Below are 18,868 nucleotides of genomic sequence, written 5' to 3' on the forward strand. Positions count from 1 at the left end.
TCGCAATGCCTGATACAGAGGCCAACTATAACGTTCGTGAGCAAACCGGAGATCCCGAGCACGCATCGGTCGACGATGTGGTTGACCTCGTGATCCACCGGGCGCAGAACCCGCGAACCGAGCACGAGGATGCGCATTTCGATACGGCGGTCGCGGATCTCGTCGACAGATACGGAACGGAGTCGGTCCGGACAGTCATCCACCGCATCCTCGTCGACGACGAGCCGTTTCGGACCGCCACGAACGGCCTTGAGATGCGCAACGTCGACGGCGTTCGGATCGGAACCGCAGCCAGTTGGTTCCTTCAGGAGATAAACGCACAGGTCGACCACTGAGGGACCGGTTGAAAGGCCGCAGCGACAGACCGTCAAGCCCCCATTTTTTAACTCCTGTTCGTCCTACCTACCCGTCGAGGCCATAATGGCACCCTCCACCCCGAGAGACTCAGATCCATCCCCCGATCTACTCGTTGAAATCGTCGAGACACTAGAAGCCCACGGGCTCCCCACCGACTCGTATCAGCTCCACGACGCCGTCGACGTCGAGGCACTCGAGCAGCTTCTCGCCTCCTCAGCCGGCGATGTCGAGGTCCGGTTCACTGTGGAAGGGATTCAGCTCGCTGTCGCCCACGACGGCGTCGACATCCCTCTCGACGAGCCAGTCAGGTCACCGAACCAGTAACGCGCTCGGATTTGTCGACAGAGACGATTCCTGAAAGCCCTCGGCCGCTCGGCATCCCGCGACCACCGCTGCGCTCCTCGTCCCTGCGGTGCTTGCGGGGTCGGGGGACGACCGAGGCGGCCTCGCCCTTTCTGAGTCCGCCAGGACGGTGAATGGCTGGCCGAGCGGCGCGGCCGGCTGGACAGGTGTGTACGTCACGGCCCGCCCCGCTCGCCGCTGCCGCCCTCCGCGTCGCTCGCGACCGACCATTCCGGGCGTGCGGGCGCTCTCCGCACCGCCCGCGCCCGTTCCGGGCTAAAGTGAATGTGCCCTCGACGCCAGCGGGAAAGCGCGGGGGGTTGCGCGGCGTGGCTGCTCACCCCCCACGCTTTCTCCGCTGGCCGCTCGCTCCGGGCGGGTCGGCGCGCGGTGCTGGTTGGGGTCGCCGCACTCGGGCGCGCTCTCGCTCGCGCCCGGTAGGGCGCTCGCGAAGGCGCGAGCGAGAGCGCGCAGTCGGTGCTATCGGTCGTCGACGTCGTCGGAAAACCGCGATGTTAGGGGCATCGCGGTGGCGGCGCGCGAGCGCCTTCGGAGCACTGAGACTCCAATGTCTAGTAACAACTCGAGTCGCAAGGTCGTTACGGTGGATGAACAGGCATTCGAACGAACCGAAGACGCCGGCGTCGACGAGGACGGCTTCGAGGTCGTCGACGACCAGCCGGAATTCCAGGCGACGGTCCAGCAGGAAAAGCAGGCGAAGGTGGATTCCAACCACCCAGACGGCATCGTCCAAGACTTCTCGCACCTGCCCCTCGCGCAGGAAGAGAAGATTCGCGCCCGAGAGGCCGAACTGGAGCACATCAGCGCCCAGGCGGAACTCGGCACCCAAGACGGCCGTGCGAAGCGGACTCGCGAGGTCGTCACCGAACGGCGGCAGCGCAAGCGGGCGGAGCGCACCCCCGAACGGACGGATCCGCGTGAACGCCTCTCCCGGATGGAGCTGGCGGAGGTGAACCAGGAAGCAGACCGGATGGCACAGCGGCTTCGCACCGGTCACAGTCGGGCAGCCGTTTCGCGGGCACTCGCAAAGCGGGTCGCCAAGGGGCAGGACATCACCAAAGCAGTGTTCGACACGATGGACGCGCTCAAGGCGGCCCCCGGCGCCATCTGCCCGATCGAGGACGTCCCGGACGTGCAGACCGACGAGGTGAGCATCGAAGGCGAGATCGTGAAACTCTGGCCTCCGAGCGATTCAGCCATAGCCCAAGTCGGTCTCATCGCAGACGACACCGGGAAAATCAAGTTCACGTCCTGGACGGCTTCAGAGCCAAAATTCGTCCGAGAGGGTGAACGGGTGCGGATGCGCGCGCTCAAGAAGAACTGGTACCAGGGGCGGTGTTCCCTCGCAGTCACCTACGACAGTATGATCGTCTTCCCAGAGCGCGACGACCGCTGGTGGGAAGAGTAGAGGCCGATGCCCTTCTTTTTTGGTGAGTGCCGGACCGGCCCAAGCCCCGCCGCCCCGCCCACCGCTCCGTGCTCGCTCCCTCCGGTCGCTGCGCGCGCAGCCACGACCTCGAGTAGTGATCCAACGGTTATCTCGAGATTCAAAGAGATCGGTACGCTTCCCGAATGGAGTCATCTAGCCGCAATAGGTGCGGGCAACCAAGCGCAGTCATATGAGTTCAAGGACGACTGCATCTATGAAATCTGCGGGGTAAATGCTCGAGAGAAATTGGATATTGAGGCCCATTTGTAGGGCCAATAGTCATCAATCGATCCCAATCACATCTCACTAAACTCACCGACATTGCCATTCACAGGAATACCCGGGGTCATCGAAATCTTGCCCTGTCTCAAACCTCACAAACAGCCCATAGTCATAATCTAAGTGTTGCATATATGCTCGTATCTTCTGGCGGTCACCGCCGCTGGGATTCCCCGATTTCTTCGCTTCGACTACGAGGATATTATGCTCTCCGGAGCCTCGTTGATGTATAATAACGTCCGGTACTACTCGTCCCTGGCTTCCACTTGTGAGCAATTCCTCTGGAACCTCTTTGGTTTCATCGCCACCGACACGATTGTACTCAACATCTACGTCCCAAGGATCCTCAACAGCTTCCTGTAGGTACATTCCGAGCCGATGAGTAATGCTCCTCTCGTTAACATCGAACCTTAGTAGATCAGCATCCTCGTCGTTGACCTTCTCAAGCGCAACAGAGACCGCCTGCCGTGCCTCGTCTTCGTTCATACTTGGGTCGTAAGATCGTTGACTTTGTCGAAGTCTGAAGGTGCGACCTGGGTGAAATTGAACCCCTGCTGGCCACAATAACCCATCTTCTCGGAGAACTCTCCTTGGTCAACGAGCCGCTGGATGTCTTGGTAGTTGATTTTGGGTTCAATCTCTATCGACGTCTCAAACTCCAAGAGCGCGCCTTTTGAGTCGATTTGTTTGTTCTCGATCGGAAGAATATGGCTGAGACAGGTCGGGTGATCGTCTACGGAGGATGAACAATACAGAAGCGCGGTATCTCCCCCGGTCGCGGTTTCCCATGCATCGCGACGTTCGTATCCCTCACGTTTCCAGTAGGGATTTGCGTTGAAATATCGGTGATGTCGAAGCGGCTCATCAACGAATGTCGGGCCCATAGCACCGCGGATATACTCTGGTTTCGCATCCTCGCTGATTTCGCGGCCATTCGTTTGGATGAGGAAGACGCTCATACTACCGGGAACTGGAGGATGGACAATAAATTGGGTTGACCAGCAGATTCCACCGTGTTCGCTGTCGCCTATGCACGGAAGTTCTCGCCGCAGTTTCGGCACGTCGCCCAGCCTCCTTGCTTCACCTTCTGCTTTTCACCGCACTCTGGACACTCCCGCCACACGGAGCGATTTCGATGGGACATAGTTCACCTCCGCTCTAATGACGTTATATCGTCCGCCCACTCTCGATTAGAGGCGCTGTCCGCTATCAATTTCCCACTGTTCACCCATGATGTCGTCCTCAGCATACTTCGCCGCCAGTAACTTGATCAATTTCCAAGTATGCTGGTACTCGTCTACGCCCAATTCGATTTGGCCGTCCCGACGAGCGTAATCGAGCGAGAAACGGGTATCCAAATTGTATTTTTGAATCATCGCTTCGATTTTGTCTGGGGTGGCCTCTTCGTGAATATCGTTATCATAGATTTCGTACATCCCTCGAAGCATATTGATATGGCTCAGCATCCATCCGGTCGTGGTCTCACGGTCAGCAAAGGTAATCCCGGCATCCTCGAACGCCTCGATGGCTTCCTCCGCTCGCTTTCTGTACTCCTCACGCATGTCGAACATACTCTCGAACGACTTTGGGGTAATAATGAACACCCACCCATCGTAGCAGATGGCGTTGAGGTTCGGGCGAATGACCAATAGATCCCCCTGAAAGCGCTCGTACTCCTCGTTTTGATACCAGAGTGTGAGTTCGTTTGTCGTGTCGACCAATTTCGCGTTACTGTAGTTTTGAACCCCGATCAGAACCTTCCCGTCCGGTTCACTGATACGGATGAGTTGAAAATTCGGCTCAGGATCTTCCGAGTACGTCGTCGTCCCGTCATTATCTCTGGAGTTCAGAATCTCAAATAGCTCGGAGTCGGGCAGGTTCTCTATTCTAACACACTGTATGACCGATTCCTCGCTAATCGTGTTTGCAACATCCAGGGGCCGTGCTCGGGTTCGCCCGTCACGAAGGTTGTTAATCTGTTCGGTGAGAGCGTCTGAGACGGTTTTTGCGATTTCCTGTTGAACAAGATGTCCAAGCTGAAGCTTCCCTACCTCTGGGGAGTCCCCCTGCTTCCTAACGAGCAAGAACTCAGCTTCCGTCCGCCCCTCCGCAAACTCCCGGGCTTCCTTGAGTTTTTCAGCCGCGTTTAGTTTCCCAGACATATTATGGTGCGAGGTATGTGGTTCGACCGAGGGAGACGACCTCGATTTTCTTTCGGGGATTATCTGCCGTTTTTGTCTCCGGTAGTATCATTTTTTCCTCAAGTGAGGACTTACTGATTACCAATATCACCTGCTCGTCACTCGTCACCTCGTACACCTGATAGCCGCGTATCCCTAACATCGGGTTGATATGCAGTATTTCCGAATTGATTTGGAGCACTCCCAAGATGACGAAAAACACTAGGAAGATACCAAGGTCAAGCAGAGTCGTGAAATTCAGACCCGCGAAGACAAAAACATAGACCAGTAGGTACGTCGAAAGCAGTTCACTCCGCTTCTGATACTTGTCGACTGGCTCTTGAGTAGTAGCACGGCTGGAATGAACCGTGACCATTCGGTACAAAAGGGCGGTGAACAATACACAGAGCACCAAAATTCCGATGGACAGATACGAGATGTATAGTCGGAAATCGATGTAGGGGAGGTCGATAAGGGGGATTTTGTAACCCGCGATCAAGAGTGGGGGAATCTTCCCGAACTTCAACGCCATAATGAAGAATAGCGGTACGTAAGAGCTGAGGAAGAGAACGATCTTGACCGGTGCCCTGAACTTTCGCATAGTCGGCGCTACTCTTTTGTAATTGTCAGCTGGCTACTGACCTAATCTTGATGGTGGCTTGGTTGTTAGTCGGGTCTCGGAAAATCCTGGCTGCTTCCATCATACCTCATCTGTTCCAGGTCATCCTCAGACAGCTGTTTCACTATCTCAAGAAACCGCTTCCCACGAATTTCCATCCACGTCGTTTCGAGGGCTCGACGTTCCGTTTCCGTAGCTGGAATCCAGGTACAATCACCAATAAACTGCTTACTCCCCTTCGAGGCCAACGCGAATGCTACCATTTGCTCTGGAATCTGGGTAAGAGCATCCGCCACTGACAGGAGATACGGCTCACTCAAGACGACAAACAGCAAGTCGTACTCTTGACCCAGTACCTTCCGGAACTCCTGAGGAATGTCCTTCTCCCGTCCGACCATCTGAATCGTCTCGTCGTTTGTTAGGTTGTCAATATCGTATCCTGCTCGCTCGGCCCGTGTTCGAACGGATTCGATATCGCTGAAACCGCACTCATAGGACGGGATCACTGTCTCGCTATGTAGCAACCCGAATCCTGCAGAAATGATATACCAGTCGACGTCGGCACTACTGCGGAGATGGTCGACCGCGGTCTTGATATGCTGGTGTTCATTGCCGGTATACATCTCTGCCGCAGTCGTAGCGGATTCCGGATGTGCTTGCAGTAATTTCTCGCGCGAATGCTCGTCCACACCCTCACAGTCAAGAACAGGGTCGTATCGTTTGTCTTTGGAACAGGGTGAGAGTACGAGAACGTTCATCCGGTATTCTACTCGGTGTCGTCTCACCGAGTGGTGAAACTCTTTGTGCGTGAATGAGAGCAATCCTGTAAGAATGACTCGTCGAGACGATCTCGACCGTTTCTATAGCTTGCTTGACGATCTAGAGCAACGAGTCGGCGGAACTCGAAAACTCAAGAATTGCACTGGGTACATGGACTGGCCCGATCGGGGTGTCTACTTTTTCCTTGAACCGGGGGAAACACGTGCATCAACCGACCGAGCACGTGTTACTCGCGTCGGGACGCATGCTGTGTCTGAAGGAAGCAGCACCTCTCTCTGGGACAGACTGAAACAACACTACGGAACAGGCAGCGGGAGTTCCAATCATCCTCACGGAGGTGCTCACCGCGGCTCTGTGTATCGCAAGCGCGTCGGGGAGGCGATTATCGAGAAACACGAACTCCAAGACGACTACCCCGACTGGGACAAACGCTGGTCGAGCATTAACCGCGAGCGGTCAGTGGTCCGTGACGAGGAGTACATCCTCGAACGACGTGTGAGCACCTACATCCGAGAACAGCCGTTCCTCTGGGTGAACCTCGACGACAAACCGAGTGCCGACAGTAACCGAGCAACCCTTGAACAGAACGCTATCGCCCTCCTCAGCAATTTCGGTAAGCGTCCAATTGACCAACGAGGAGATGAGTGGCTCGGTCGGTACAGTCAGAGTCGGGAGATTCGGGAATCTGGTCTTTGGAACGTGAATCACGTTGAGGAGAACTATGAGGAGGAGTTCTTGGAGCTATTGGAACAGGCGCTCAACAACACAACGCCACTATGACCTCTGGTCGAGCATTGCTATGCTGCCAAATGGTCGCTAAATACCGTTACTGAACAAAACAGATCTCTGCAATTCCGGACGACGAGTCCCATTCTCAGAGACAAGCCAACAGTTGAATCTCCGTGTCCATCATCGGCAATACAAGCGTGCTTTGTCCAACAGTACTGAAACGAACGCCATCTAAAATGGCGCTGAGGGTAATGATACAGGTTTATCCGGAAAGTTTTCCCGCCTGCCCTTCGCGACCGAATGTAGATGACAACTCGATATGCGGATACTACTCTGGATATCGATGCTGATCGCTGGTACTACACGAAATTCAGTGTCAAGCGGTATCGCCAGGCAGTGGGGTGGGAGAGTGTCAAAGAAACCTTCGACCGGACTGCAGAGGCTGTCCGGGCCCTTCTGGAGGCGTACCAATCGGAAGGCGTGTTTGGGGATGCAGAGCTCACAGCACTCAAGTCGACGACTCTGACCTCCTCAGCTATCGGTGGGGAGGCAACTCAGGCTCAGTACTTCGAAACTGATGGCTCCGAAGAGGAGCTGGAACGCGCAGCAAACCTGGTATCGGACAATACTGGAATTGTTGGTGGCATCCCTTACGATGCTTCAGTCAAGGGGACGTCTGCAGAGACGCTACTCGATATTTTTGAGATACTTCTCGATGAAGAGGCAGACCCAGATACAGTCGATTCGGCAGCGAAGCGCCTCCTCGATCTCGATCTAGATAACGTCGGCGGGGCAACGCTCACGGCCCTCCTCTGTCTGCTCCGTCCGACGCGATTCCCAATCGTCAACCAGCAGACTGAGAAGGTGTTCGATGCCTGTTTCGACATCCGCCTCTCGGCCAGTGCCGAAGAATATCTCGACAGTACCGCGCAGTTTCACACGATTCGCGAAGAGTTCGGATTCGATTCCCATCTCCGACAGCTGGACTATTTCTGTTACTGGGTACGAGCGGAGGTCAGTCCAGAGAATTCACCGCTCCCAGAGAACTTCGACGACCGGACAGTCTGGCAGATCAATGCAGGGCGGTCCAATGTTGAGAAACCCGAACCGGAGCGGCTCTGGCCCGTATGGCAGGAACTGGGAATCTGCTCTATCGGCTGGGATACAGGCCCACTCGACGAATTCTCGGGAGCAGAACTCGAAACTGCCGCCGAGCAGTGGGATGGAAACGAAGTCGGTGACTACCTCCGGCGGTTCGGCAAGGAGATGCAGCCCGGACAGCTAGTCATCGCGAAAGACGGGAGCGACATTCTCGGTATCGGTGTGACCAAACAGGGTGGATATCACTACTGCCCGGAGGTCATCGACGAGCGGGTCGAGGGGCCGGATACCGGACATGTTCACGCTTGGCCGGTGGAATGGGGGGTGGTTCCCGAATCAGAGTTCGATCGAGACGTCAGTAATTGGGGACTCGAGACCGGACTTTCTGCACGAAAGACGCTCATCGGGACCGAGGCATTCGAGGGCATCCGCTGGCAGTTAGCTGAGCGTGACCCGGACCTGATTCCGGTATTAGGCGCCCTCGAGGAGACGGTAACCGACCCACCAGTAGCAACCCTACCAGACGACTGCCAGGCTACAGACCAGTCCCCAGGTGGTTGCTTTATTCTCCAAACAGGGGATGACAAGTGGGAAGACGACCTGACGTCGCAGTATCATTTCAAGCTGGGCAATCCCGGGACCCGACTCCTCTGGGAAGCCGAGACGGCTCGTGTGGTCTATCTCGAAGACGGCGATCTTTATGCGACGGCGCGAGTCACAGACATCGAGCGCGAGGAACGCGACGATGAGATCCACTGCTTTGCGTCTATCGAGGATTATGAGGAGATTCATCCAGTCGCTGTGAACGACATCCGGGGCGAACTCGAAACGTCGTTTTCCTTACAACACTCAATCATTGAGATCTCGGACGCCGATTTTCAGACCATCGTTACCCGAGGGACCAAGACCCATTATTTCTGGATCAATTCCGCGTCCGAGGACTGGTATCATGAAGGCGGTGAGGCGTTCTACACGAGGAATACGAACGCCGGAACGCAACGCCGGAACCAGTCGGTCTACGAACGGGCTCGACCTGGCGACGAGATTCTGATTTATCGGAATGCTCCCGCTCAGGCCATCGTCGGTCGAGGTCACGTCACTGAAGGACTGCACGAGGAGGTGCCCGACGATGGAGACGAGCCCGTCGAAGGCATCACTCTCGCCTGGGATGAGACATTAGACGGGGTCGACTGGAGTCGCCTGCAGACCGTGCCGGAGCTTGAGGATAGCCCGGTACTGGAGTCAGACAATAGTTACGTCATCACTGAACTCAGCGAACAGGAGTACAACACCATCCTGGAGCTGGCTCGAGGCCGTGAACGAAAATACTACTGGGCAACTGCCAATCAAGATCTCTGGGACCTCGACGGCGTGGAACCTGGAGAAGAGATATTCTATACAGCTTTCAACGAGGCCGGACGAAAGCGACGCCTCTTCGAATCATATGAAACCGCCCGGTCGGGGGACCGGGTGTTGTTCTATCACTCCTCGCCGGTACAGCAGATCGTCGGTGAGGGTGTCGTGGTCGAGGGGCTCCATGAAGAAGAACCGGAATTCCGCGACGAGCCAGTCGAGGGGCTCACGCTCCGATTCGAGAACTCACTGGCACCTATCTCCTGGGAAACCATAACCGACATCGAAGAGTTAGAAGACTCTCGGGTACTCCGGAACAACGCGCGAGGGGCCTTGTTCCCGCTGTCGGAAACGCAATTCAAGGCGATTCAGTCGACTGGCGATATCGACACGCAAATCGAAGGGCTTCGAGACCGCCTCTCGCCCCCAACGATGGCGATTGAGTTCCCGGAGGGGCTCTACTTCGAATCTAAGGCAGAACTCAAGCGCCAAATCGAAGCCTCATTGAATTCCGGGCAGCACATCATCTTCACCGGGCCGCCCGGGACGGGGAAGACCAAGCTGGCCAAACACATCTGCAAGCAGGTTGTCGACAAACACGGCGATATCGTCGATGGCCACCGCTTCACCACTGCCACCGCCGAATGGACGACCTTTGATACGATTGGTGGTTATGTCCCGAACCGATCGGCTGAAGGTGACGAACTCGTTTTCCAGCCACGTATCTTTCTGGACTGCTTCCGGAAGGACGGCGCCATCCGCAACGAGTGGCTTGTCATCGACGAGATTAACCGCTCAGATATCGACAAAGCCTTCGGTCAGCTGTTTTCGGTCCTCTCAGGTGATTCGGTCCAGCTCCCCTACGAGCGAGAGTCGCCTATCGAGATCGCCTCGCTTGATAGTAGTGACGCAGAAAATGACGCCCGTCTGGAATCGATCATCACTGATCCGGATACGTTCCCGGTGACTCCGTCGTGGCGGCTACTTGCAACGATGAACACCTACGACAAGACCTCGCTCTATGAACTCTCCTATGCGTTTATGCGTCGCTTCAACTTCATACACGTCAGCGTTCCCCCACTGGCCGAGGATGGGAAAGTTCGCGTCTCGCTTCTTGACCCAGAGTCCGACGAAAACTATGCAGCGGGATGGATTGCCGAGGACGAGACTCTCCGGGAACCACTGGAAGCGAGTTACAAACAGCTAGCCGTGGTCTGGTACAAGGTTAATAACCACCAGACAATCGGTCCGTCAATCGTCCGGGATATCCTCGGATATCTCGCAGCGGCCGGTCCGGCAACGCTTGAGGATCCGGGGCCAGCTCTGACGGACGCGGTCATCGCGCTGGTCTTCCCACAGCTCGAAGGGATGGCACCTCAGGAGCAACGAGGTCTTGTCGACGCGCTCACGGACGAAGACGTTCCGACCGAAGAAGGCCCAGTCGACTTAACCCTCGAGGGCGAGCGACTCGAACGGAAAGCAGAGGACTTCTTCGACCTGCCGCCACGGAGCGATGAGTAAGCTCAGTCGAGCGGCCTTGACAGATGCCGTCCAAGAGGAATTGGTCACCTATCTCCGGAACGGGACCATCAACGAGCGATCAGTCACCCGGGCGCTCGATATCTCGGGGTTAGGGATCGAGAACCTCAATCGGCTCAAACGCATCCACTTCTGCCTTAGCGACGATATCGTCGAGTTCGTTGAAGCCCTCCAGGGACGGCTCCGCCGAGTCAAGACCGCCAATCAGCGCGAGCGAGAGGTCACGCAGGGTGAGGTGCGCGGCGGCATCGACTGGCAGGCGACGACCAGGCTTCGGTATTCCGAGGCTGCGGGCGACCGGACTCAATTTGCCTGCAAGACACCGTATACCGAGTACGATATCCCGGAAAATCTCGTTCTGAAGAAACTACTCTGGGTTATTCACTCGACAGTCCAGGATGACCTGTCGAATATCGACTATGAGTGGCGGACGAATGCTTGGCCGACCGAGCGCATCACCAAATTCGATCGAATCTACGCCAGAAATGTCCATCTCAACCGCATCCGTGACGGGGACAATATCGAGATCACCCGGCGGATGCTCAATACGGCTCGGACAGCCCGCCAGTCACTATATACCGACGCCTACACCTACTACGATCGATACCGCCGGTTGTTGGCCGGGGCCTATGATGACGATGATATCTCCGAGTTGCTGTCGAACACTCTCGTCGTCCCGGAGCGCTTGCCGCGGCTGTTCGAACTGTTCTGCATTTTCCGACTTCTCAGAGGGTTCAGCGACGAGGGGTTCCGACTGCATCCGATTGAGTCTGGGTCAAACCCGCTCGCGACACTAGAGGGCGACCAGCACACGGTCGATGTGTACCACGACCGAAGTGGGGAACTCTCCTTCCACGTTCCACTCTCTGAACTGGATGGAGTCGAGGAGGACTACGTCGAACGTATCCGGCACATCCAGCGCCGTCATGAAGAACTGGTAGATGCTTTTCTTGGGGACGATACGCGGCATTCGCTGTTCAGTGGACGCCCCGATATCGTTTTCGAGGTGTATGATTCCCCTCGCCGAGAGATACCGGTATCGGTCATCTTAGCCGAAATAAAATATAGTGACAGTCCACAGACGTTCAAGAGCGGTCTTGAGGAACTGCTGGAGTACATCGAGTTCGCCCAGCAGGATGGTTATCTTACCGACCAGGACGTCGACATTCGGGGGCTACTCATCACCGACGGGGTAGAGTCGAACATAGTTTCCCCGCTCGACGGGCACATCACGCATCTCTCGGCTACTGATCTAACAGCTGAGAGATTCCCAACGCACTGGATACCAGAGGGGCTTCGATAGGTCAATCGAGATCCGCAGACCGTCCGTATTCGTGTTTGTGTTCGGCGCTATGACTGCTGGGTGCCTCGCGAGAGTTGTATTCTGCAAGCCATAACCACGCGATTGGAAATATTCTCGATGATTCTATGAGCAAGAGAATGCAGTTCAGGAGTGGGCCGTTCTGTTGTAGAGTAAGAGTGCGCCGTATTCGATTCCTCACTCCGGTGAGACAGTTCATCCTCATATAGATTTTATTTCACCCTCAATGGGTGAGGGGTTCGCCGTACTGGCGAGTTCCTGAATACGGTGAGAAAAATGGCAACGAGAGACATCTACGAAACTGGTTTCGACGAAGACGTCCAAACGGAGTCAAGCACAAACCGATGTCCCGAGTGTGACGGACACGTCACGACCAACGTGAAGGAAACGGTCTGCGAGGACTGTGGACTCGTTATCGAGGAACAACGTATCGATCACGGGCCGGAGTGGCGGGCGTACGATGCAGACGAGCGCGAGCGAACAGGTGCACCATTAACGGCGGCCCGCCACGATCGAGGCCTCTCGACGGAGATCGGCCGCGGAACTGATGCACACGGAAACGAACTCTCCGGCCAGAAACGCCGGCGGCTGTCCCGGATGCGACGTGAGCAGACCCGTGGTCGCTGGCGGTCCAAAGCGGAACGGAATCTCGCACACGGGTTGGGCGAGGTGCGTCGGCTGGCGAGTACGCTCGAACTCTCCGAGTCGATTCGTGACCAGGCGTGCCAGCTCTTCCGGAGCGCTCAGAGCGAGGATCTGCTTCGTGGCAGATCCATCGAAGCCATCGGCGCAGCGAGTATCTACAGGCGGAGCAGGCCGAGTGCCTCGGGGCTTGACCCCGAGTGAAGGCCGTAAGATCGGGTGAGTGTTCCACTTTCACCGTGGATGGCTGATATTAAAAGACAACGTACTGCTACACCAAGATGGAGAAATGACACAGGAGCAGACTCTCGTGAAAACGCTGGATTTCCAGCTCAACATCCAGAGTGACAACGAGAGTCTGCTGTACGACGCCACGCTCGAATCGCGGCGGGCTTACAACGAAACTATCCGTCTCGCCAAGCAGGGCGTGGCCTGGGATAAAATCCCTGACCGTGTGGCCGACGACGCCGACCTCGTGAAAAATACCACACAACGTGTCGTAGCGAAAGCACTCGGCGCGATGGAGAACTACCACGAGTACGACGACTTCGGCCTTCCGAGTCACACCAAGGACGGCGCGTACCCGCTTCGAGCCAACTACGAAGAAGGCTACAACCTTACGCTCCGAGACGACGGAACCGTGGAGTTCCGTATCAGTACCAAACCGTACAAGCACGTCAAAGGCGTGCTGGAGGGCGACGACACCCATCTCGATATTCTCCGAGCCGCGCTCTCTGATAACGGGTGGACGATTGGGACGGCGGAAGCCCTGTTCTATGACGGAACACCCGAGTTACACATCAACGTCACGAATACCGAGCGTACCGTCCGAGACAAACAGGACTCTCGGACGGTCATCGGCGTAGACGTGAACGAAGACAACGTTGCACTATCGGCACTATCAGCAGAGGGCGTCGAGGACACGCTGGTTATCGACTTTCCCGAAATCAAGTTCGAGCGCCACCGCTACTTCACAATGCGGAAGCGGGTGCAGAATGCCGAGAAACCGAGTATGTACGATACGCTCGAAGGTCAGGAAGAACGGTTCGTCCGTGACCGACTCCACAAGGTGAGCCGTCACATCGTGGAGTGGAGCCACCAGTTCGAGAAACCGTGCATCGTCTTTGAAGACCTCAAAGAGATGCGCGAGAGTATCGACTACGGCACGCAGATGAACCGACGCCTGCACCACCTGCCATTCCGTGCCCTCCAATCCTACACGTCCTACAAGGCAGCCTTCGAGGGCGTACCAACGGTATGGATTGGCCCCGAATACACGAGCCAGCAGTGCCCGATGTGTGGACATACGGAACGAGCGAACCGCCACAGAAAGCGGTTCAAGTGCCGATCGTGCCAGCATCAAGACCACGCCGACCGTGGTGCGAGCGTCAACATTGCCGTGAAAGGTATCGCGAAGCATCAAGACTGGAATGTGCCTGCTCTCAACAGCCTTCCCCAAGTCAGGAAGGTGCGACGGCAGGCATCGGGGGCTGTGGACGCCCCGACCGTGGCCTCAGATACCGTGAGAGGGCACCATCCCGATGGTATCCGAGGCGTGTCCGACTAATCCACGGGAAGCCTCAAGGGTTGATCCCGAGGCGGTTCACGGGACCTGTCGATGTACCGGCCGGTCGCAGCTCCTCGACGACATCGTGGCGGTCGCGACGGTCGGGGAATCGCGAGTTACGAACGCCTACAAGATACCGTTAGCAGAGCAGGTGGCCTGACAACGCACCTGCACAACGACTACCATTAGATAATTTTCTCAGGAAATTATTTGTCTCTCGACTGCGTAGCACCCAGTATGACCGAGACGTGGGACGACGTCAACGAGCGGGTCAAAGCGGACTGGAAAGAGGAGACGACGCCGTTCGAGCGAGTGTACGAAATCGTCGAACAGACCCACGACGGGCAGTCGGCCGCCGAGATCGCCGATCGCGCCCTCGTGAGCGAGCCGACGGCGCGCCGCCACTGCAAAACGCTCGTGAACACCGGGTTCGCCGAGACGGAACAGGACGGGCAAGCAACGCTGTACAAGCGCAACAGCGACCGGGTGTTGATGTCCCGGATCCGTGAGCTGCGTGAGGAAGTCGATCGGCCGGAGTTGCTCGACAGCATCAAGGAAATGAAGGCCGAAATCCGCCGCTACGAGGACCGCTACGACGTGGTATCGCCGGAAGAACTCGCCCAGCAACTCGACGCCGGCGAGACGGAGGGCTGGGACGACCTCACGGCGTGGCGCACGACGCGGCAGAATCTTGCCGTCGCGCAAGCCGCACTCGCCTACGACGAGGCCAGCCACCAACTCGCCGTATGAGCGACGACGACCGGGCCGGCGAGTTCGGACCGATCTATCTGCCGGCCCTCCAGCGGATTCGTGATCTCTGGCTCGACCTCGAGCCGCTCGTCGATGCAGCGGGGTACGATGACGTCGTCGCCCCCACGGAACTGCAGATCAGTCTCAGCGATGGGCTCGGCGACGCCGAGAGCGCTCGGCTCGATATCCAGTGGAGCGAACTGGGGATGTATTCATTCCACTACGTCGATAGCGACGACGTCAACTGGCGCTTCGATCGCCACCCGAACACACACTCGCCCGAGAGTCATTTCCATCCCCCGCCTGCGGCCGCGACGACGGACGCCGAGCCGTCCTGTATCGATGTGACCGAGGTCTCGCTCGTGACGCGTGCCGTCCATGCGATGTGGCGGGCAGCGTACGAGAATGATGCACTAGATCGGCTGAATAGTGCGTCAAACCCACCGTAAGGATGGACGTAACCGAGGACGCAGTTCGGGACATCTGCACGGACACAGTCTTCGAACGCGGCGAACGATACCTTGCTGATGGCCATGTCCGAGAGATCCACCGCGTCGACACCACCGTCACCGCCGTCGTGAGCGGCAGCCGGCAGTACGATATCCGTGTTGACCTCGCCGCCGACGGGTTTGCCCCGTGGTGTGATTGTCCGTTCGATGGGCCGGGAGCGTGCAAGCACGTCGTCGCCGTGTTGCTTCGGTGTGTCGACGACCCACCGCCTGACGACGGCGATCAACTCGACGCCGCACTTAACGGCGCCGACGCCGACGACCTCCGCGCGTTCCTGCGTGACGCACTCGCGGCCGATGCGGATCTCCGCGCCCGGTTTTTCGCCCACGTCGGCGAGCCGACGAGACAGTCGATCGACGAGCTTCGTGTCTCGATCGACCGGCGGTTCGAAGCGACGAACCCCGAGTACCACGTCGTCTTCGAACCCATCGACTTCGCGCAGTGGTTCGATCTCGCGACCGAGTACCGCGAGCAGGGGCAATACGCATCGGCGGCGACCGTCTATCGGGCCCTCGTCGAATCGCTCGACGACAATATGGAGCGCGTCGACGGCGCGTACGACCACTTCTCGCGTGCGTTCAGTCGGGCACTCGACGGGTATGTCGACTGCGTCGCGACCGCGGAACGCGACGCTGATGCGGTCACTGACGCCGGCGAATTCCTCAACGAGCGGGCGACATCGGGAACGCCGTTCCTCGCGGAACACTTCGAGAAGGCAGCAGTCGAGCTTCGAGAGAAGCTGGGCGAGCAGTCCGACGAATAGCTGTGTCGCTCTCGATGACGCCCGTAAGTTCGACGATCACGAGAGTTAGTTTGTGTCGCGGTCAGCCACGTTGATTCGCTGTTCGCGAGCAGCTTCGACATCCGAGTAGAGCACCAACGCGTGCTTGATGAGGCGACGGTCCTCCAGAGTCTCTTCCCAGCGTGTAATCACGTCACGGCGTTCATGAAGTTCGTCACTTGCGAGATCGCCGTCGGCGAGCGACTGTTCGAGCTCTTCCCACGTCTCAACGTCGTAGGTTGCCTGCCACTCCTCGATCTCCTCGGTGATCGCGGCCAATTCACTCCGCAACTCCTCGCGGGTGTTTTCCTCAATGAGCGTGCGGATCTCCTCGAAGAGCAGTCGCGTGTAGTCCGGCTGGTAGCGCGTCGTCTCGCCGGCCTCGACGCGACGCAGCTGGCCCTGGTCGACGAGATCCTGAAGTTCCTCGTTGGTCGTGCTCCAGGCGGCGTCGGCCTGCTCGCTGATCCAATTAACTGAGCGGGGTTCGCGAAGTGACTCGGCGACCGCCCGAATGCGGTCGCGGGCGCTCATCGACTCAGTCCACGATTGGACCCCATCTCGCGGGGATTCGGTCATGGTTGGCACCGCTTGGGGCAGTGTTCGCGCCCTACTCTCATATATGTTTGTACTGTCTCGCATAATCAAGAGTATTTTGCGAGTGAAGCCGTCCGGACGTTGAAATGCGATACCGACAGAAGGTATGAGCCAACCGATGTACAACCGTGATTCTGACTTTGAGGAACTACGGCCGACCGGCGAGACATCCCCCATCCCGGACACGATGCTGGACGACAGGTATGAGAGTGACCTCCTGGCGGCAACACGTCGCGACAAGCACTGGTGGCGACGCTGATACGCCGACGACAGTCTCGTAAGGAGTCTTTCTGCGCCGGCGAGTGGTGAGGCGCTTCAAATGGACCCACGGAACACGCCCGGATATCGACTGCATCGGTCACTCACCAATCTCAGGCGCATCGAGACGGCCGGACTCGACGACGCAGATCAGGAGCGGATCGAGGCAGCGAAGACACTCCTCCAGAACGTGAGTCTGCTCACCCAACCGCAACACAGTGGAGACGGCGATGCGCAGATCGAGTCTTGAATGGCATCGCAGCCCAGAATCCGGATGTCTCACTCCGGAGGCTGTTTATTGCCCCCCAGAAGGGATGCGGGGAGAGATCCCCGAGGACACAGATGAACCACCTCACTGAACAATTCCATATTCCCCAAGGAGTAACAACAAAGGTGAATCACAGATGGACGACGCGCTACGACGCACGGTACGAATCAAACTCGACGTACCCAGAGAACGTCGTGACGATCTCCATCAGACCAAGACCCAATTCCTCCACTGTGCTAACCGAACGAGCGAGTGGGCCTGGCGGTACGACGATGACTGTATCACCAGCAAGAGCAGGGCCGAACAGGCCCTGTATGACGAGTTGCGGGAGGAAACCGAACTCACCGCTAATCTCGTTCAGAAAGGTATTCGTCGTGCTATCGCAGCCGTCAGGGCCGGCGTCGAGAAATTGACGCAAGGTGAGAAGACCAGCCAACCCATATTCGACTCGTGGAGCATCGTGTACGACAAACGCTCCGCGACGTTCAACAACGACCACGCTACCCTCTCGACGCCGAATGGCAGAGTCACCGCCGAATACGTGCTTCCACCCGAAAATGAGCGAGAGAACACGCCGTTCGGACGGTACTACGAGAGTGACAGCTGGAATGCATCGAGTGCCACGCTCCAGTACGACGAGGATGAGGACACGTTCTACCTACACGTCACGCTGAAAAGGACCGACTACAGGAGTGACGGAACGGAACGCCAGGAAAGCCAGTCACGTGATGATAGCCCCGAGAACGGAGTGGTTCTCGGCGTGGACTTGAACGTGACTGGCGCGTTCACCGTCACCTCCACAGGCGCGTTCATCGGTAGTGCAGACCTCCTCACCCACAAGCGCAATCAGTACGAGCAACGCCGCGCCAAACTGCAACAGACGGGTACACGGTCAGCGCATCTCACGATTCAGTCCATTGGTAGTCAGTTCAGCGAGTGGACAGTAGACTGGCTCCACAACCGCGCCAACGACCTCATCGAAGAAGCCCGTGATGCGGATGTGGATGGGATTATTTTCGAGGATCTTACCCACATCCGCGAGAATATTGCGAACGGCAGCAAGTTCCAGCAGTGGGCCTACGCGAAGTTCGTGGAACTCGTTGAGTACAAGATCGAATCCACTGAGTTGTTCGTGGACTTCGTGAATCCAGCGTACACGAGCCAGCGTTGCTCATATTGTGGGTGTACCCACGAGGATAATCGCGACGACAAGCAGTTCCAGTGCCAGTTATGTGGGTATGAGGTGAACGCGGATTACAACGCGGCGAAGAACATTGCAAACCGATACTGCGAGTATATCCATCGCGGGCAGAAGTCTCGCGGTGGATGGGCCACCAGTCAACTGGCCCTGAAGTCAGGGACGCTGAACGTGAACGGCGAGTACACGCCTTCCGCCTTGCGCGGATAGAGCGGGAGTCCACTGACAAGTCTCAGGGCTTGACCCA

18 protein-coding genes and 2 pseudogenes are annotated in these 18,868 nt (G+C 57.3%); 14 read left to right on the plus strand and 6 right to left on the minus strand.

Annotation, left to right across the window (positions count from 1 at the left end; translation table 11 throughout):
• Positions 1–5: 5 nt before the first annotated feature.
• The 3 genes from ACQUQ0_RS13320 (at position 6) to ACQUQ0_RS13330 (ending at position 2,128) form a co-directional block, all read left to right on the plus strand.
• Positions 6–335, plus strand: coding sequence for a hypothetical protein (locus ACQUQ0_RS13320; RefSeq protein WP_435185732.1), 330 nt, complete (start codon positions 6–8; stop codon positions 333–335).
• 85 nt (positions 336–420) lie between these two features.
• The gene (locus ACQUQ0_RS13325; protein ID WP_435185734.1) at positions 421–681 is read left to right on the plus strand and encodes a HalOD1 output domain-containing protein; all 261 of its coding nucleotides are present in this window, start codon (positions 421–423) and stop codon (positions 679–681) included.
• A 586-nt stretch (positions 682–1,267) separates the two neighbouring features.
• The gene (locus ACQUQ0_RS13330; protein WP_435185736.1) at positions 1,268–2,128 is read left to right on the plus strand and encodes a DNA-binding protein; all 861 of its coding nucleotides are present in this window, start codon (positions 1,268–1,270) and stop codon (positions 2,126–2,128) included.
• Between the two features lie 333 nt (positions 2,129–2,461).
• Here ACQUQ0_RS13330 and ACQUQ0_RS13335 read toward each other — a convergent pair whose 3' ends face one another.
• The 5 genes from ACQUQ0_RS13335 to ACQUQ0_RS13355 form a co-directional block, all read right to left on the minus strand.
• Positions 2,462–2,914 carry a hypothetical protein gene (locus tag ACQUQ0_RS13335; RefSeq protein ID WP_435185738.1) on the minus strand — a complete coding sequence of 151 codons (453 nt, stop codon included), beginning with the start codon at positions 2,912–2,914 and terminating at the stop codon, positions 2,462–2,464.
• The gene (locus ACQUQ0_RS13340) at positions 2,911–3,387 is read right to left on the minus strand and encodes a hypothetical protein (RefSeq protein ID WP_435185740.1); all 477 of its coding nucleotides are present in this window, start codon (positions 3,385–3,387) and stop codon (positions 2,911–2,913) included. The genes ACQUQ0_RS13335 and ACQUQ0_RS13340 overlap by 4 nt, the downstream gene beginning before the upstream one ends.
• Before the next feature lie 231 nt (positions 3,388–3,618).
• Positions 3,619–4,590 (minus strand): Kiwa anti-phage protein KwaB-like domain-containing protein, encoded by a 972-nt coding sequence (locus ACQUQ0_RS13345; RefSeq protein ID WP_137784236.1) that lies wholly within the window; start codon positions 4,588–4,590, stop codon positions 3,619–3,621.
• Between the two features lies 1 nt (position 4,591).
• Positions 4,592–5,209: a hypothetical protein gene (locus ACQUQ0_RS13350; protein ID WP_435185741.1), complete on the minus strand. Its 618-nt coding sequence runs from the start codon at positions 5,207–5,209 to the stop codon at positions 4,592–4,594.
• 65 nt (positions 5,210–5,274) lie between these two features.
• Positions 5,275–5,985, minus strand: a complete 711-nt coding sequence (locus ACQUQ0_RS13355) for a DUF6884 domain-containing protein (protein WP_435185742.1) — start codon at positions 5,983–5,985, stop codon at positions 5,275–5,277.
• 73 nt (positions 5,986–6,058) lie between these two features.
• On the opposite strand from ACQUQ0_RS13355, the gene ACQUQ0_RS13360 reads away from it, so the two are divergent.
• The 9 genes and pseudogenes from ACQUQ0_RS13360 to ACQUQ0_RS13400 all read left to right on the plus strand — a co-directional run bounded on the left by ACQUQ0_RS13360 (position 6,059) and on the right by ACQUQ0_RS13400 (position 16,282).
• The gene (locus ACQUQ0_RS13360) at positions 6,059–6,787 is read left to right on the plus strand and encodes a hypothetical protein (protein ID WP_092663549.1); all 729 of its coding nucleotides are present in this window, start codon (positions 6,059–6,061) and stop codon (positions 6,785–6,787) included.
• 255 nt (positions 6,788–7,042) lie between these two features.
• The gene (locus ACQUQ0_RS13365; RefSeq protein ID WP_435185744.1) at positions 7,043–10,711 is read left to right on the plus strand and encodes an EVE domain-containing protein; all 3,669 of its coding nucleotides are present in this window, start codon (positions 7,043–7,045) and stop codon (positions 10,709–10,711) included.
• A complete protein-coding gene (locus ACQUQ0_RS13370; protein ID WP_435185746.1) occupies positions 10,704–12,032 on the plus strand; it encodes a hypothetical protein in 1,329 nt (442 codons plus the stop codon). Before ACQUQ0_RS13365 ends, ACQUQ0_RS13370 begins: the two co-directional genes overlap by 8 nt.
• 294 nt (positions 12,033–12,326) lie before the next feature.
• A pseudogene (locus ACQUQ0_RS13375) lies at positions 12,327–12,866 on the plus strand (transcription initiation factor IIB); the annotation flags it as partial.
• A gap of 115 nt (positions 12,867–12,981) precedes the next feature.
• Positions 12,982–14,259: an RNA-guided endonuclease InsQ/TnpB family protein gene (locus tag ACQUQ0_RS13380; protein ID WP_435185748.1), complete on the plus strand. Its 1,278-nt coding sequence runs from the start codon at positions 12,982–12,984 to the stop codon at positions 14,257–14,259.
• A 34-nt stretch (positions 14,260–14,293) separates the two neighbouring features.
• Positions 14,294–14,392, plus strand: a pseudogene (locus ACQUQ0_RS13385) (transcription initiation factor IIB family protein); the annotation flags it as partial.
• Positions 14,393–14,496: 104 nt separating this feature from the next.
• Entirely contained in the window at positions 14,497–15,009 is a 513-nt protein-coding gene (locus tag ACQUQ0_RS13390) for a winged helix-turn-helix domain-containing protein (RefSeq protein ID WP_435185749.1), read from the plus strand.
• Positions 15,006–15,458, plus strand: coding sequence for a hypothetical protein (locus tag ACQUQ0_RS13395; RefSeq protein ID WP_435185751.1), 453 nt, complete (start codon positions 15,006–15,008; stop codon positions 15,456–15,458). Before ACQUQ0_RS13390 ends, ACQUQ0_RS13395 begins: the two co-directional genes overlap by 4 nt.
• Positions 15,459–15,460: 2 nt before the next feature.
• A complete protein-coding gene (locus ACQUQ0_RS13400) occupies positions 15,461–16,282 on the plus strand; it encodes an SWIM zinc finger family protein (RefSeq protein WP_435185752.1) in 822 nt (273 codons plus the stop codon).
• 45 nt (positions 16,283–16,327) lie between these two features.
• Here the strand turns inward: ACQUQ0_RS13400 and ACQUQ0_RS13405 are convergent, their stop codons facing one another.
• The gene (locus ACQUQ0_RS13405) at positions 16,328–16,879 is read right to left on the minus strand and encodes a DUF7342 family protein (RefSeq protein ID WP_435185878.1); all 552 of its coding nucleotides are present in this window, start codon (positions 16,877–16,879) and stop codon (positions 16,328–16,330) included.
• A 337-nt stretch (positions 16,880–17,216) separates the two neighbouring features.
• On the opposite strand from ACQUQ0_RS13405, the gene ACQUQ0_RS13410 reads away from it, so the two are divergent.
• Positions 17,217–17,405, plus strand: coding sequence for a hypothetical protein (locus ACQUQ0_RS13410; RefSeq protein WP_435185754.1), 189 nt, complete (start codon positions 17,217–17,219; stop codon positions 17,403–17,405).
• Between the two features lie 154 nt (positions 17,406–17,559).
• Positions 17,560–18,831: an RNA-guided endonuclease InsQ/TnpB family protein gene (locus ACQUQ0_RS13415; protein ID WP_435185756.1), complete on the plus strand. Its 1,272-nt coding sequence runs from the start codon at positions 17,560–17,562 to the stop codon at positions 18,829–18,831.
• The last annotated feature ends 37 nt before the right edge of the window (positions 18,832–18,868 follow it).

Source organism: Halobellus sp. EA9, from assembly GCF_051195055.1.
GTDB classification, from domain to species: domain Archaea; phylum Halobacteriota; class Halobacteria; order Halobacteriales; family Haloferacaceae; genus Haloquadratum; species Haloquadratum rubicundus.